13 protein-coding genes are annotated in these 15,289 nt (G+C 40.5%); 2 read left to right on the top strand and 11 right to left on the bottom strand.

Annotated elements, in window-relative coordinates:
• Window positions 1-87: 87 nt before the first annotated feature.
• Both JCM15074_RS12350 and JCM15074_RS12345 read right to left on the bottom strand, forming a co-directional pair.
• Window positions 88-2,436 (bottom strand): DUF6701 domain-containing protein, encoded by a 2,349-nt coding sequence (locus tag JCM15074_RS12350; protein WP_025821479.1) that lies wholly within the window; start codon window positions 2,434-2,436, stop codon window positions 88-90.
• Window positions 2,433-4,547: a DUF8470 domain-containing protein gene (locus JCM15074_RS12345; RefSeq protein WP_025821478.1), complete on the bottom strand. Its 2,115-nt coding sequence runs from the start codon at window positions 4,545-4,547 to the stop codon at window positions 2,433-2,435. Before JCM15074_RS12345 ends, JCM15074_RS12350 begins: the two co-directional genes overlap by 4 nt.
• A gap of 264 nt (window positions 4,548-4,811) precedes the next feature.
• Here JCM15074_RS12345 and JCM15074_RS12340 point away from each other — a divergent pair, with 264 nt between their 5' ends.
• On the top strand, window positions 4,812-5,132 hold the full coding sequence (locus JCM15074_RS12340) for a hypothetical protein (RefSeq protein WP_025821477.1): 321 nt from the start codon (window positions 4,812-4,814) through the stop codon (window positions 5,130-5,132).
• Window positions 5,133-5,208: 76 nt separating this feature from the next.
• On the opposite strand, the gene JCM15074_RS24930 is transcribed toward JCM15074_RS12340, so the two are convergent.
• Genes JCM15074_RS24930 through JCM15074_RS12325 form a run of 4 tightly spaced genes read right to left on the bottom strand, consistent with a single transcriptional unit; the run spans window position 5,209 to window position 10,317 of the window.
• Window positions 5,209-5,973: a hypothetical protein gene (locus JCM15074_RS24930; RefSeq protein ID WP_234400219.1), complete on the bottom strand. Its 765-nt coding sequence runs from the start codon at window positions 5,971-5,973 to the stop codon at window positions 5,209-5,211.
• Window positions 5,940-7,871, bottom strand: a complete 1,932-nt coding sequence (locus JCM15074_RS22055) for a M14 family zinc carboxypeptidase (protein WP_234400218.1) — start codon at window positions 7,869-7,871, stop codon at window positions 5,940-5,942. Before JCM15074_RS22055 ends, JCM15074_RS24930 begins: the two co-directional genes overlap by 34 nt.
• Window positions 7,868-9,322, bottom strand: coding sequence for an ATP-grasp domain-containing protein (locus JCM15074_RS12330; protein ID WP_025821476.1), 1,455 nt, complete (start codon window positions 9,320-9,322; stop codon window positions 7,868-7,870). The genes JCM15074_RS22055 and JCM15074_RS12330 overlap by 4 nt, the downstream gene beginning before the upstream one ends.
• Window positions 9,319-10,317, bottom strand: a complete 999-nt coding sequence (locus JCM15074_RS12325; RefSeq protein WP_025821475.1) for an ATP-grasp domain-containing protein — start codon at window positions 10,315-10,317, stop codon at window positions 9,319-9,321. The genes JCM15074_RS12330 and JCM15074_RS12325 overlap by 4 nt, the downstream gene beginning before the upstream one ends.
• A gap of 189 nt (window positions 10,318-10,506) precedes the next feature.
• On the opposite strand from JCM15074_RS12325, the gene JCM15074_RS12320 reads away from it, so the two are divergent.
• Window positions 10,507-11,610, top strand: a complete 1,104-nt coding sequence (locus tag JCM15074_RS12320; RefSeq protein ID WP_025821474.1) for a M20 family metallopeptidase — start codon at window positions 10,507-10,509, stop codon at window positions 11,608-11,610.
• Window positions 11,611-11,749: 139 nt separating this feature from the next.
• On the opposite strand, the gene dhiA is transcribed toward JCM15074_RS12320, so the two are convergent.
• From dhiA to JCM15074_RS12295, 5 genes are all read right to left on the bottom strand, one after another.
• Window positions 11,750-12,274 carry a type II toxin-antitoxin system antitoxin DhiA gene (gene dhiA, locus JCM15074_RS12315; protein WP_025821473.1) on the bottom strand — a complete coding sequence of 175 codons (525 nt, stop codon included), beginning with the start codon at window positions 12,272-12,274 and terminating at the stop codon, window positions 11,750-11,752.
• A gap of 7 nt (window positions 12,275-12,281) precedes the next feature.
• Entirely contained in the window at window positions 12,282-12,539 is a 258-nt protein-coding gene (dhiT, locus tag JCM15074_RS12310) for a type II toxin-antitoxin system toxin DhiT (protein ID WP_025821472.1), read from the bottom strand.
• Between the two features lie 316 nt (window positions 12,540-12,855).
• Window positions 12,856-13,221 carry a trypco2 family protein gene (locus tag JCM15074_RS12305; RefSeq protein ID WP_025821471.1) on the bottom strand — a complete coding sequence of 122 codons (366 nt, stop codon included), beginning with the start codon at window positions 13,219-13,221 and terminating at the stop codon, window positions 12,856-12,858.
• A 114-nt stretch (window positions 13,222-13,335) separates the two neighbouring features.
• Window positions 13,336-13,881 (bottom strand): hypothetical protein, encoded by a 546-nt coding sequence (locus JCM15074_RS22050; protein WP_025821470.1) that lies wholly within the window; start codon window positions 13,879-13,881, stop codon window positions 13,336-13,338.
• A 579-nt stretch (window positions 13,882-14,460) separates the two neighbouring features.
• Entirely contained in the window at window positions 14,461-15,210 is a 750-nt protein-coding gene (locus tag JCM15074_RS12295; protein WP_025821469.1) for a class I SAM-dependent methyltransferase, read from the bottom strand.
• Window positions 15,211-15,289: the final 79 nt, after the last annotated feature.

Genomic DNA, 15,289 nt, shown 5'->3' with positions numbered 1-15,289 from the left:
ATGTCATTAGAGCCACTAATATTAGTGGCTCTATTTAGAGTAAAAATTTAATCTCTGAATAAGACTAATCGGTATGGTATTTAAAGCTTAATACACTTCTTTCCAATAAATAATGCGATCGTTACCGCGGTAAAGTCCAAAGTCAGCACTGGCTCTTGGGTTTCTGTTCTCAGCGGGAGTATCAGTTAGCCATTGCCAGTAATATTTTAGATAATCAGGTACGGCTAATGGCGCAGTAATCTCACCTCGATAGTATTGTTTATCTGCAGGTAATGCGTCATTTAACTGATCTTGCCATAACAGTTCAAACTTACCCTGTTGGAAATGTGACAAACGAGGACTACCCTCTCGAGTGACTGATTGACCCGCCACAATCGCGGGAGAATAGAGATCTTCGCCATGACCAAGCAGATGAGTATTGTCAATCACAGTACAGCTATCGAGCTGATTAACTTGCCAATTCTGACCATCCCAATATTGAGCAGTAGTAGGCATTCTCAAAATATCAGCTTCAGCACCATAAACGTTATCCATCACCACTCGCCCAAATAACATTTGTTGAACACCAAGGCGTTTAGCAGTACAAGTCACGCCGTTAGTACCACAGTCGCCAGCATGTGCCGAATTCATATCAGTATCGATCAGTTTGGTATATCCACCATCATTATCATTTAAGGCAACCCCCAGCTCCCATTCGGTATAAGGCCCATCAGGCTTAGGTTTTTGTAATCGATGAAAGATAGTATGACTAGCAATTTCAGCGATACCGCGTTGCCAATTTAATGTAGGTAATTCATCAACTCGATTACCTAATTCATGCCCAACTAAATAGTCATCAGCAGCCCAACCAGCACTGGCTTTAGCAAATCCTGCAAAATAATTACGCGTCACATCACTATGCTGATTTAAAGCCTTAACTAAAAAGCGTGTATAAAATGGCTGTTCCATATAACTAAATGGCTTATCAGGATTACTGGCACAGGCAGGTGTTAACGAATAATCCGTGACTTCAAACGCCGATGGTACAAAGCGGCCTATTGCTTGACTTATCCCAGCTTTAATCGGTAACCCCGCATCTAAATAGGTCTGGTTACTCTCCGTTTTAGCACTGAAATTAAACACGCCAACTTCACTCACGGTTTGATTTACGTTGGTATTTAGACCTTGTTGCATATTGATGCTAGTTGTACCTAGTTCCCCTAAAAAGCCACCATCTCGAACTGTTGGCGCCAGCAGCGAATGTCGCAGCGAAATGTTATCCATCGCAAAACTTGGGGTCACGATATTATCGCAAATATCAGCATAAGGATGAGATGACCAAGCTCTTGCAGACACAGCTAAAGGGAACTCATCACCAGTATGTTTATAGACATCACATAGGGCAGGATTATTTTTACAAATTGCATTTATATCTGATGGTTTAACACAAAATCCAAATGGCACACTGTAGACGTTGCCATTTGTGCTATTCATAACTAACCCAGCATCATGAGTCTTGTCACTACCGCGATAATTAGCCAAGATGATGAGTTTGCCAGCATCAGGATACTTTAGTGTTAACTTTGCCTTACCATAAGAATCAAATGTGACAGAGACCGGCTTCATATCTTCTTGCCACTGATACCATTTACTTGGATTATTTTTACCTTGCCAAATATCAAATGTTTTAGTGTCACCGTGTTGGATAAAAGGCTTAGTAATATAATTTACACCAAAATTTAATGATTTTGTCTGACCGCCAAAGGTGGGCACACATTGCAAACTACTATCAGACTTTCGCACGGCTTTAACCATAAATTCAGCAGGTTTATTGGCGTAAGTTTTAACATCACTAATCACAAATCCCGCTTCAGCAAACCGTAACTGACAAGAACCAATTTGGCCATTTTGTTTACAAACAGTTTGACTGTAAGGAACTGCTGACGGCACCGAGTGAGCGACCTCTAACTCAGTTGACTTCCAACTACTGAACTGCTGTAAATAAACACGTTCCAGCCCCTGATTAATCGTCAGTTTGGATTGAGGTAATGGCCGCATATTGCTATCCAGCCAAGTCGCAGTGCCCGCATTAGGATTTTTTAAAGTTGCAATTACTGGTGCATCGAATAACACGCTACAGGCCGCATTTTTACATGCCTTAATGGTTACAGCTAAAGGCGCACAAGATAGTGGGCTACCACTGTAATCAAACTCAAAATGGTCAACTTGCTCACCAATAGGTTCAGAATCTAAAGCACATGCTTCAAAATCACCAATAGCATGATTGTTATAAAACATGCCTGTTGAACCAGTTAATGAAATATAAAAATTCTCGGGTAAGGGAGGCTGTCCAGTAAGTCTAAAGCGTGGGATAACCGTTTCAGTTATAGCAGATCCCTTAACCTTACGTTGTACCGTGACATAAGTGGCGTTGGTTTGACGTGTATCTAAAGTCACAATATAGCGATCACCACGCCAGGTGTATCTGTGCCATTAGTCTCTGATAATGGAGGGGATAACTTTGCTGAATTTGTGATATAAGCATATCGAGTTGATTCAGCGCCGCGAATACCAATTGACTGAGATGGACTATTTATCCCGGTATCTCGTCCAAAGGCCTTTTCAGAAAAGTTACCATACTCATCAAAACCTATGCCTAACCAACCACCGTGAAAGCCTTCCACCGACTCTGAATTAGCGTAACCTAAAGAAGCACCAAAGCCACCGGGAGCGGGCGGTACATCTGCATCTGAAAACACCAACGCCATACCGTCTGCGCCATCTTTAGTCCACGCAGACCAAGCATAATAATCAAAAGAAACAGTAATCAAATTACCCTTTCCTCGGAATTTATGTTTGTAAGTAATAGAAGCTGATTGATTACGGCGGTTATCTGTCACCAGCATCAGATGATTGCTTTGATCAATATGCGGTATCATTGACCCTTGTCGATGTTGAGCAATCCAATTTTTATCCATCGACTGACTAGAGAAATCATCAACTAAACACTGCTCAGGTTTCACTTTGTCTACAGTTTGTAGGGCTATATAGCCATAGCTTTCTTGAGTATGTTTACGCTCATTATCTTTATTTTGGTCCTCATCAACCACCATACTGACATTAGCATTACTCAACTTGCAACGTCGTAACCAGCCACCATCATGACCATAACGAGAGTCTTTTCCTGCCACTATAATCGGCGCTTCACTAAACCAATTTGGAACAAATTCTGTCGTCGTATCGCATTGCTGCTGTAAATTACCAGATTGCCTATTTAATGTAGTTGCTGCCGCAAATTGATAACGAACATTACTCCCATTAAATACTGTACTGCCATGTCCAGGAGCGACTGCAAGGTAAGCAATATCACGTGATGCTAATTGATTAAACGGTGTAGAACTCGGCAGACATTCAGGTTGAGATGAGTAGTAGCGATAAGCTTGAGAAGCATCTATCCCCAATACAGCCTTGTACTGACTCTTAGCAGAATAACTCGTCAACCAACATCTATTTTGATATTCCCTGCCACTACTTTGAATTTGATTCAGTACCACGCTTAATTTAGATGGAATAGGTGTATTTTTATAGTTAAGACTCTTCCCTACGGTGACTTTATTTGTCGTCACTACTCCAGCCATCATTTCCAGACCATTAGCCAATTGATGGTCACCGGGTGAAATAGCAATCCAGTCAACATTATTCATAGTGACAGTACTGTAACTATATGGTGGTGCAGCCAACGCTTGCCACGTAAAGCCGGTTCGAGTCACATCAGTCAAAATTGCAGTTGCAGGCGTGGTCGCTAAAGGAGCTTGACTATTAATTGTTGGCATAAGAAAAACCAAGGGTTTAACACCAATTGGAAATGCTTGTTTGAATCTTATTGTGGATGAAGAAGCTTGCCCATATTGAATATGAAACGGCTGTTCTGTTTCCCAAGAACTATGACATAAGCTACCAAAATCAGCTTCGTTAATATCATCTAGCTCAACATCTATTTGGTTTTTAATTGCTGTAGTTAAGGCTCCTCCGCTTGCGAGGCCACCTTCAATACTCGAGCTAGCGTCCATATCAACCGAGCCAGCAACATACACAATGCCATTAATATGACTGTGGTTACGCATGGTCAATGTACCCGCAACATAGATAATTAAATCGTGCTCATCACCATCTAATCTCTGATGTTCAATTTCGGGATTAATATCGGCGTGATCTAAATGCAAAGAATCGAAATATAACCGCGTCGTTTTTCCATCAGTAAAAATAGTTTTTAAGTTAGAAAAATGACCCGTACTATATTTGTAGTCACCGGGCTTGAAGCGACGAAGAAAGTGAGAGCTACACCCGTCCTTATCACACTGCACATTTCCTTTAGACACTAAATCAATCGGTGGTGTTAATGCATTAGGATGATCACCTGATGCGAGATCAGTAAAAATATCTTGGCAAGAAGCTGCCATTGCCAATGGGGTAGCAATCGCACCACAAACAAGCAGTATCAGTGACAATAAACGAATGACAATTAAAGGAGAAATTTTAAAGAGATTGAACGACTGATGAATTGCCAAGTGTGATACCCGAATCTTGAAATTAATACTTGTAAATCAACATACAAGTCACAAAAAGAGAGCGGACGATCATCCACTATTCAAAATATTTTTCAATGTCTTCAATCACAGTTCAGTTATTTTTTGCAACATAAGATACAGAGTGTATCCAGCGTGAGCGTCTTTCATTCAAAAATATTGAAACTCAACTTCAACAACATCCACTTTATTACGCAGTCGTTGCGAGTATAGTCATGACCATGATTTATCTTTAATTACGAAAATATGCATATTATTTATGACGACAATCGTCATCTACGCAGCTTCTTACAACGTCACAGTCAATCAGAACTCGCGATTCGTAAAGATATCAGCGAACGTTTACCCAAATTAATAATGGAAAATAGTCCAAAAATTAAATTGGCTAAGCCACTACGATTTAATGGCCATAAAATTTATGAGTATAAGATTGTGGCAGATAAACAGCTCACCTGTAGAGTGGCTTATATCGTTACAGATGACACTATCACCATTATTTTTATCAGTGATATTTTAATTAAACGGCTATTTTGCCAACTGTTAGCCAGTACGGAGCTTATTGAATAATAAGAAATAAAAAAGCTCTACCTATGATAAGTAGAGCTTTCTAAGATATTCAAAAAGTCAGAATATTGATTAAGGCTTAATCGCCTTCGCGATGACGCTGATCTTCTTCATCCTGAGATTCAAACTCATCATAAATCACTGGCGTGACACTATCAGTACAGAACCTTAACGTGGCTGGTATTGAATAGTTAGGCACATTATCAAAACTAAATACTGAATAGTATTTCGGAATATTAATATTACCAAAGCGATCTAACGTATAACCATCTTTACCCGCATACAGCTTAACACCGTCAAATGGTGAGCGAGGTGGGTGGAAGTTATTACGTACCACATACGTGCCAACCCAATCTTGACTATCAGGATTGTTCCAACTTAGCTTAACCAAATTATCTTCAATCGTGGCTTGTAGATTTTCTGGTGTAGCGAGTGGTTGTTTACGGCGTTCAATATATTCAATCACCAACTGTGGATACACGATGCCATCGTTGTCACGTGTTTTCCATTGCACCTTAGCATCTTGCTGACGCGACGCCGAAGTAGCACGAATAATTAAATTAGCTGACTTACCTTCATCATGTAAATCTTCTAAATGTTGTCGTGCGGAGCTATCGAATGTGAAAGTTTGACGCGCTGTTTTAGCCAGTTCTTGGCTACTCACCTCATAACCTAAATATTCAATTAACTCGCTCGCTTTGATGCTGGCGTAGTCAAGCTCATCATTATCGACCATGCCTACAGTAAAGCGCATGGGTTGCGACACACCATTAATGGCGGTACTTTCCAGCACTAAATAAGCATTAGTTATCACCACATCAGTACGTTCTGACAACTTAGGCAATGCAAACTCAATATGACCAAAGATGCGCTCACCATCATTATCAAAACCGCTTTGTAGCGGGCCTTCAATAACTTCTTGTTGGCTAACGGTATGGCACACTGTGCATTACAGGTTAATACCTGTGAGCGACGATGATAGATAATATCGAGATTTGGTCGATAGTGAATACCACCACCAAAACGACCGTAACCAATATCAAACTGCATCATTTGTGAATCTTGCCCTTGCGGCAGGCTATCAGGGCCTTGCAAGCGCAGTAATAAACGACCTTTTTCTAACTGATCTTGGATTAACTGTTTTTCTAATGCGCTTAGGCTCCAGTTTTTCCAGATACCTTGAGTCAATTGATCAGAATCAATGGCATTACCCAATGTCTGCAATGCCACCGCATGATGAATTTGCTCGAAGTTAGTGATATCAGAAATATCATCTGGATTCAGAATCGACACCGACCATTCACCATAATTCTCAATTTTGGCGCCAACACGATTCATTGGATATAACGAGAAAACCGCATCTTTGATCTGAGCATCCGTCGGGATTTTACTCATATCATAGTCAATCACCCCGTAGCAGACGCCTTTGGTTTTATTAACCCCAATAAATAATGAGTTAAGCCCAAAGTGTTCGCTATTTTGAGTGCCAGCAAATTCCCCTACATAACCCACTTTTTCAGGAGCAGGAAATAGCGTGTATGAAAACTCATCTTTCTCAAGATTGGTTTTTATTTTAACTTCTGGCGCAAAGGGTGAAGTAATGCGGCTGACGCGGTTAACTTTGCGCAAGTTATAATAATAACGATGACCAGACTTAATCTGCTTATCGGTATATTCACTTTGCGAAGTAATCGCAATCAAGTTATCGCGGGTACAAGGATCTTTAGCCGCTTCATTACGATAGATCTGGTAATAACAACCTTCATCTTCAGGGTTATGATCCCAAACCAACTCAACATGGTTGGCAGAGTAATCACGCACGGTAAAGTTTTCTGGTCGCTTAGGTGCAAGCTCTGAATAGTTAATCGCCGTGCCCAATGCGTACAATAGCGCTGGAATATTTTCATCCACACTTTGCGACATATTCACTAAATAATCAGGGATATTACGGCTGCCCACCTCCACCACGGCCGCTAAAATGCCACGGTCGTAATAATACTCACGGCCACTGCCATGAATTAAGTTTGCAGGTGGCTTGCCACGGTGAATACCATACTTTCTGCGGGTAACTTTGTGGATCTCCTTCGCCATATTAGCGCACATGATATTTAAATCTGTACCCTCAATTTCAGCCTCATGATTAAACTTATGAGCAGGGAAAAACACATTACCTTGAGAATGGTAATCGAGTGCAATTTTAATATTGTTATGTTGCTCAACAAACTGCTTAATCGCTTGCGTTTCAGGCTCAGAAAAAGCAGCAGGACCACCATAAATATTAGATTGCGTATTGTTTGACTGACGGAAGTTAACGCTGAAATTACGATTTAAATCAACACCAAAAGTACCATCACCATTATCACGTCGGTTTTTACGCCAAAACGAAAAATGGTTACGTGAATATTCAAAACCGTCAGGGTTAAGACACGGCACGATATACATGGTATTACGTGTCAGCGCTTCAACGACTTCAGGATTACTTGGGTAGTTATCTAACAAATATTGAATAAAATTCACTGCTAATTCAATACCAATCCATTCTCTTGCGTGAATGGTACCGGTATACAATAGCGCGGGTTTGAGATCAGCATAGGCCACATCTTGTGAGATGGTGACCATCATAATAGGTCGCCCTTCATGGGTATCACCTATACTTTGTAGCCGAATCAAATCAGGGTACTTTGCCATCGCTTCCGTTAAGAAATCGATGGTATCTTGGTAGGAGAGATATCGTTTTTTCATCCTTGAACCTCAATATTCATATGCCAATTGGCCAAGATTAAGTCTAACTTCTTCTGCTTCAATTTTTGAACCGTCAGGAGTTGTTGCGGAGCATGATTCAACGCATGTAATGTGTCTTCGACACCTAGCGTATCAACAATTTTATTGGCAAATGACCGTCCAATCCCTTTGACAGTCATAAAAAATTCAACCAGCTGCTCATGAGTCATCGCCGGAGTGTCATCAATTAATACCGTTTCAAGCTCGGCATCAACCATCTGAGTCACACCTTGAAGATCATTAACTATAATCGGTTCATCGGCATCAATTTCAGGCACAACCACCACATCAATCGGTTTTGCTACCGTGGCCACAGGCTCAGATTTGATCACCTGATAATGATGCATATCTTGGAAATTCCACGCTTCACTTGGCCACTCTTCAAGCATTTGATGCTGGGTTTGCAATAACTGATAGCGTGCATCAGTTGGTGCATATTCGCCCGTATCGGTCGAAAAGTCAGGCTGACCAAAAGTAATATGGCGCATGGTACGCAACAATGATGAATCAATTTTACCTAATTCTTCCCAATTCTTATGCACAATATACGGCTTTCTGAATTGTTGAGGATTCAATGTCCACATTAAATACTGACCAATCCAGTCACGAATATACGGGAACGCAGCAAAAGCCGTAGCACACTCTAAAATGGTGTATTCATCGTCCATACTCACTGCAATATCACAAGCCCAGTATTCAGCATTAGCGGCTTTCGATGCTTTAACGGCAAGTTCTAATACGGCTTCAGGGATCGCTTGATAATCCATGCTTCCGCCCTGACTGGTATTGGTCAACCACTCACCTTCAGGTGGACGGCGCCAAAAGGCACACATAGGTTGATGACCGACCAACATGACCCGAATATCCGCCTTCATTGGCACAAAATCTTGGATATAAGCAGGGTAATAGCGCTTTTCAGAGAATAACCTTAATGCTTCTTCGACACAGTCCACCTTATGTACGAAATAACCGCCATAGTTTGATGGACCGTAAGAGCGTTTGACGATTTTTGGATAACTGGTCTGCTTTAAAAAAGCTAATGCTTCATCAACTTGATAAAAAATCTTAGTTGCCGGGATAGGTAACTGATATTTTTCACAAAAATGAGTCACGTTTTCTTTCGACTTATTACTAAACTGCGTATCAAGTGAAGGAATAAATCTCACATCCGGCAGTGCACGGGCAATTTCACGAAATGTTTCATAAGCCGTTGCCGGAATATTACCAATTAACACTTCAATTTTTTTACGCTTAACTTCATTAATAAAGCGTTGTTTATCATTACCCCAGTGATAGACAACCTGCTCAATTTTATCTGGCCAGCCCTTAAAGTTAGAGCGGTCAAAAAAACGAAGCACATAATCAAGATACAACAGGCCAATTTTAGGGCTGGATACCTTTTTAGACGTCATACTGTAGGTACCTCGGCTTGTAATATAGGATTTAGCATAGGATCGATCGTAGGTAGGCTAATATCAGGAGTAATACCTGTTTGTTGCTTGGGTTGATTTACGGTGCGCTCAATTAAATCAACCAAATATTGGATCTTGGTGTCATTAAAGTTTAAGCCTTGCAGCTCTTGATCTGGCGTCGCAAAAGCAGGAATACCATTAACTTCAATCACCACATAACGTTGGTATTCAATGTCATAAATAATATCAACACCTGCCACTTCTAACCCAGTCACCTTAGCGGCTCTTAATGCTAAATCGACCACTTCAGGTACAGGTTCGCGCATAATTACGCTGCCACCACTAGTGACGTTAGTTTTCCATGCACCCGGCGCTGCTTTACGGCCATAACAAGCCACAAATTTATTATCAACGATATCAATGCGATAATCAGTGAAGTCGTTTTCAATCACACGCTCTAAATAGAACTGTGGTGCATGATGCTGCGAGATATAAGGCATCAATAAATCTAAATCGCGCTCATTTTCTAACTTAATAATGCCATTGCCACCCCAGCCATCAACTGGCTTACAAATGGCTTTACCTTGCCAAAAGCGCATATGCTCTTTGAGCTGACCAATATTGTCCTTACTGCAAACAATATAATCAGTGGTTGGAATATCATTGATTTTTAGGCGATGGGCGGTACGAAACTTATCTTCCGTTAGCGCGAATGATTCATAGTTGTTGATCATCGGCATCATGGTATTAAGCGTTTGGTATAAATAGACTTGGAATGGCGTTTGCTGCCCAGCGTTATAAGAAAAAAACAGATCAAGTTCGTCTAGACGATGGCCATTACAGAAAATATTTTTATCATGAGCAGTCGCATGGGCTAAATTGAGTCCCACAATCGCTTCAATTTCGCGCTCTTGTAGCTGCGAAACAATTTTACGTTCGATTTCCTGTCCACCACAATTTTCATACATCCATAACCCAATCCGATGGTTACTCATTCGTTACTCCTTTAATGATGAATAGATCAAATATCTGCCAATCAATCGTTGTTAATAAAATAGGCGTGGTTGTAATATATGCTCGCATCATGTTGTTGTATATGTGTTTATTGGCGCAAATAGTGATCTAAGTTAAAAATATTATTAACGATGACAGCGAATCTAAAAAGCTGTGCAAGGAAGCAAGTTATGAACCATATTGATTTCACCGATTTGAAACAGGCAATGGCAATAAATTCTTGGACCAAGAATAAAAAAGGCGTCGATAGCTATGGCGAAAAAATGCAAATCTGGATGAAAGATCTCGGCTTTGAATTAGACGTTTTTGAGCGAAAAGAGATAGGTAATCATCTGTTATTTTGCAGTCCAACCCTCACCGACCAGCCACGACTGCTGTTAATGGGTCACTTAGATACCGTATTTCCACCAAACACATTTGAAGGTTTCAAAGAAGATGATGAGTGGATCTATGGCCCCGGCGCCTGTGATATGAAAGGCGGCAACTTTGTCGCGTTAACCGCACTGCGTAACATCAAACAAGAATCTGGCAAGATTTGTAATATCGATTTCCTACTGGTCAGTGATGAAGAAACCGGCAGTGATGACAGCAAACTGGTAACCCGAGAGCTAGCAAAAAACTACCAAGCTTGTTTGGATTTTGAAGCCGCAGGTGTCGATCATGAAGTGGTTAATGGTCGTAAAGGTGTGGCAACCTATTATATTGAATTACAAGGTGTTGCTGCCCATGCAGGTAACAATTACCTAAAAGGACGCGATGCCAACCTAGCCGCAGCTAAACTGTTAATTAAACTTACAGAACTCAGTGATATTGCCGCAGGCACTACCGTTAACGTTGGCAAAATTGATGGCGGCATCGGTGCCAATACCATCTCACCTAAAGCCAGCCTAGTTGTCGAAGCTCGCTTTACCCAAGTCAATGAGCAACAACGAGTCCTTGCCGCCATTGAAGCTGCTACAGAGCAACATGGTGTTGAAGGCGTTACCACAACGCTAGGTGGTGGTTTACAACGTGATGTGATGACCCCAACCCCAGCGCAGCAGCAATTAATTGATCTGTTAGGGACGGTTATCGGCTATCCATTAAAAACCGAACAACGTGGCGGCGTCAGTGATGCCAACGTAACCGCAGGTGCAGGTGTCCCGACATTAGATGGTTTTGGCCCATTCGGCGATGGCGACCACACTGAATTTGAACGCGCATCAAAAAGCAGTTTTAGCCGCAGAATTACTGAAGTTACCGCAATTTTGCGCCACTTTAATCAAGGCTGTTAATCCCTAAAAAATAACACCAGTCTTAGTGATAAGACTGGTGTTTTTTATTGTCATTAGAAGTGTCACAGCAAGCAAAATCTGACAAACGAAAACAATCTTGAATAGATAAATAATATTGCAAATCGTGTTGATGCATTTGCTACATGCGATTCAAAGCATGAGCAGATACTCTCTCTTTAGCCAATTCAATAACAGCATGACCTAATTGAACCAAAGTACCAAAACTTGGCGTCGTTTCAGGTTTTAATGAACGATAAGCACTCGTTCTACTTTTAATTCCTGCGCGTTCAATTACAACACTATGACCAAATTGTTCCACATAAGAACGAATAGCTGCTTGCAAAATGTCAGCTCGACCTTCTTGCATTGAATCCCATGAGGCCTGTTTAATGACCATTTCCATTTCTTTAACATCAAATGGCGTTAAATCAGATTCAGTATAACGACCAACCGTGATTTCTTTTAACGTTGCCGCTGATAATTCAACACCACTCCAATCAAGAGAGCCATCAGCAGTTAATGCAAACTTTTGAAAATTAATCACATGACTAAATGCTTCTTTTTGGAAATACTCAGTTAAGTTCGCTTCACCGATATAACCGTCACTAAAAGTAAGCTCCAGTATAAAATCAGCTATCAAATCAACATCAATTACTTTTAACATACGTCACCTATAATTTACCCGGATTAATACCAGCAACGGCTTGCTCCCACATTGTCATCAATTTTACTCGATTACTTTCAATGTGAGCTTCTGCTCGTTTTCGTTGCTTATTTGGTAAATAACCTTCTAAGCACTCGCCTGTTTCAATTGCTATGATTAGCTCATAACTACCATATTTGACATGAATATGAGGTAATTTATGCTGCTTGTTATCAAAAAAATACAAACAAAATGAAAGCCCAAGCAATGCATCAATCTCTGGCATAGCAACCTCTAATCATCAAATCTGATTAAACTATAGCATCGTATCCCAAAAGAGACAAACTTAGCATATAATGCCCAATCAAGGTATGACAACTAAGAGAATAAGTACTTTCAGGCTCATTTTTGGACAGAAATCAGTTAGAGTCAAAGCTCTTAAAGTGATGACTCTTATTAGGGGAAAGTATGGCAAGCAGATATAAGGTAACGCCTTGTTAAGTAGCAGCTAATTACCACTGCCCCCAAACAAAGCCACCGTAATCACTAAAGCTAACCAAATTCGCCGACTGTTAGCTGTCTGCTTGAGCAATTTGTTATGTTTACTTCTTGTTGTATGCTACTTGCGGTAACACCATAGGAATTGAAAACTTGATTCTAGATTGAGAACTATCAGCCTGATTTTCCTTACCCTTTGCTCCGATCGAAAACCCACTAACAGATATTCCTAAGTTTCCACCAGACTCTGTCCCACTGGTGACAGTAACCGCCACATCAAATGAAATTTCATTGACCTTTAGGTAAGTGTCCTGATCAACCTTTAGTGTTCCATATTTGCTTTCGGACTTAATACCTGTAACACCTTGCGGACATACAAGTGCTTGGGATTCTGATAACTCATCATTTGCTTTCTCTATACCCTTAGCTATCTGGGACAAAGACTGAGAAATAAACTCTTCGAGATTCATTGTTTTCTCCGTAAACCTAACGCCTTGCTAAGCGGCGTGTGGCAATTGGCTAAACTTGCGAGGAACGAGCATGAGCCAACTGTTATACGTCCGTTTAAGCAACTTGTTAAGTAGCTATTTAGTTAGCTTGGTTGATATTCTATCTTCTTCCATTTCAGGTAAAGACTCTAAAACCTTACTCAGATCATCAACTACTTCATACAATTGAGAGTAAAAGTCTTTAAGTTCAATAACCTTTAAAGTAATAAAATCCTTACCTTCCCTCTTAGAACCAGCTGTAGCACTAGAAAAACCAACACCAAAAATTTCATCGTCATTTGAGCGAGCCCAACAAAAATGAGCAAACTGATTCCTTGTTTTTCTTAACTTAGTTAATTTTTTATTAATAGAAGTAATTTCAGCCAATATTTCTTCTGAAACTATTTCTGTACGGTATCTTAACTTATGAAGCTCCACAGCCTCATCTATGGCTCTTTGGAGTTTCATTGCCCCCATTCCACTAGAAAAAACTCTTCCAGGAAATTCAGGGGTAAAAAGCAATCTAGATAGAATAGAACCGAGTATAAATTCAACATTTGACCATTCAACGACAACCTTTCCAATTAACGAAAAGTGCTCCTCCGTTAACTCTGAATATTTAGATGTATGATTTAATGGCATTTGATATCCTATCGAGCTACTTAACAGTATATTAGGCTGAGTTCCGAATAAGAACAGACAGCCAAGATAATTTTATACCTGTAAATTATCCTTAAATGCTCATTTTCTCAATGCGTTATGAAATATTTTACAGCCATTTCACTAACATCCTCTGATAGTGAAAGTCAGAATTTACTTATTTGTGATGTGATTTGATTTAACTATTGGCTATAAATGTTTTTAAACAAGCACTTATAAGTCATTAACGCTAAATTGCTTTCCTTCTTACACCCAAATAATGCTGAAAATTCACAATGCTTATTATAACTGTTTATATGAACAGTTCTTTTGAAGAGGCGTTTCTAAAGCCAAAGCTTTGCTTGCCCTATTTACCTTTTGAACTGCGAAACTCATTTCGAGGCAGAAACCTGTTAGCACGTAAAAATCTCAAACTAAGGATGTAATAAAAAACCTCTTCTCACACAAAGTAAAAAGAGGTCTTATTTACTGCCGACTCGACATTTTGTGCATTAATATAAACATCAAAGCGATTGTTTTTATTAAGCATTAATCTCTAGCAGCATCAATAGTGAACAACCATTAAGCGTTCATTGCGGCTTTGACATAAACATCGAAGCGATTTTTCTTGGTGGCGATAACCATGCTCGGTTTGACGCCATCTAAATCTTCGGCGTAATCAGGGCGTTTAACTACCACGCGCTTACTGGCGAGCGCCATTGCTGGCGCTAATAAACCATCGGCATCGGTATCGGCACCGACTAATGATTGGAATACTCGCATCTCTTTTTTCACCAGCGCTGATTTCTCGCGGTGGGGATACATAGGGTCTAGATAAACCACATCCACTTGCTGACCTAAATCGACTAATGCCGTCAAACTAGAGGCATGTACTAAGCGCATACGCTCAGTTAACCAAGGGCCAATATCGGCATCTTGATAACCACGGCGCAGACCATCTTCTAATAAAGAAGCCACAATCGGATGACGCTCAATTAAAGTGACATTACAACCTAAGCTGGCTAGCACAAAACCATCACGCCCAAGTCCTGCTGTGCCATCAACTACGGTAGGTGAAATGCCTTGTTTTAAGCCCACGGCTTTGGCAATTGATTGACCACGACCACCACCAAATTTACGGCGATGCGCTACCGCGCCTGACACAAAATCAACACTAATACCGCCTAATTTAGGCTCATCACGCTTGAGCAAAGTGAGCTGGTCATCAATAAAGCTCAGCGAAAAAATACTATGTTCATCCCAGCTTAATTGCCAACGATTGGCAATATCAACTAAGCGGGAATCTTGTTGATCAAAATAAATAGCTGTCACTCAGGTCATCTTTAGTAGTCAATAATGACGCTATTATACCCAAGCTACCTAAAGATGCGAAGTTGATAAACTCGGTTTG

It is taken from the genome of Shewanella marina JCM 15074 (assembly GCF_000614975.1).
Lineage (GTDB): Bacteria > Pseudomonadota > Gammaproteobacteria > Enterobacterales > Shewanellaceae > Shewanella > Shewanella marina.
This window is presented reverse-complemented; position numbering and strand designations above follow the sequence as displayed.

Coding starts and splice junctions, on each gene's coding strand:
- dhiA (WP_025821473.1), bottom strand. CDS start 12,274: ATGTTAAAAGTAATTGATGTTGATTTGATAGCTGATTTTATACTGGAG.
- JCM15074_RS22050 (WP_025821470.1), bottom strand. CDS start 13,881: ATGCCATTAAATCATACATCTAAATATTCAGAGTTAACGGAGGAGCAC.
- dhiT (WP_025821472.1), bottom strand. CDS start 12,539: ATGCCAGAGATTGATGCATTGCTTGGGCTTTCATTTTGTTTGTATTTT.
- JCM15074_RS12340 (WP_025821477.1), top strand. CDS start 4,812: ATGCATATTATTTATGACGACAATCGTCATCTACGCAGCTTCTTACAA.
- JCM15074_RS12305 (WP_025821471.1), bottom strand. CDS start 13,221: ATGAATCTCGAAGAGTTTATTTCTCAGTCTTTGTCCCAGATAGCTAAG.
- JCM15074_RS12330 (WP_025821476.1), bottom strand. CDS start 9,322: ATGACGTCTAAAAAGGTATCCAGCCCTAAAATTGGCCTGTTGTATCTT.
- JCM15074_RS12325 (WP_025821475.1), bottom strand. CDS start 10,317: ATGAGTAACCATCGGATTGGGTTATGGATGTATGAAAATTGTGGTGGA.
- JCM15074_RS12320 (WP_025821474.1), top strand. CDS start 10,507: ATGAACCATATTGATTTCACCGATTTGAAACAGGCAATGGCAATAAAT.
- JCM15074_RS22055 (WP_234400218.1), bottom strand. CDS start 7,871: ATGAAAAAACGATATCTCTCCTACCAAGATACCATCGATTTCTTAACG.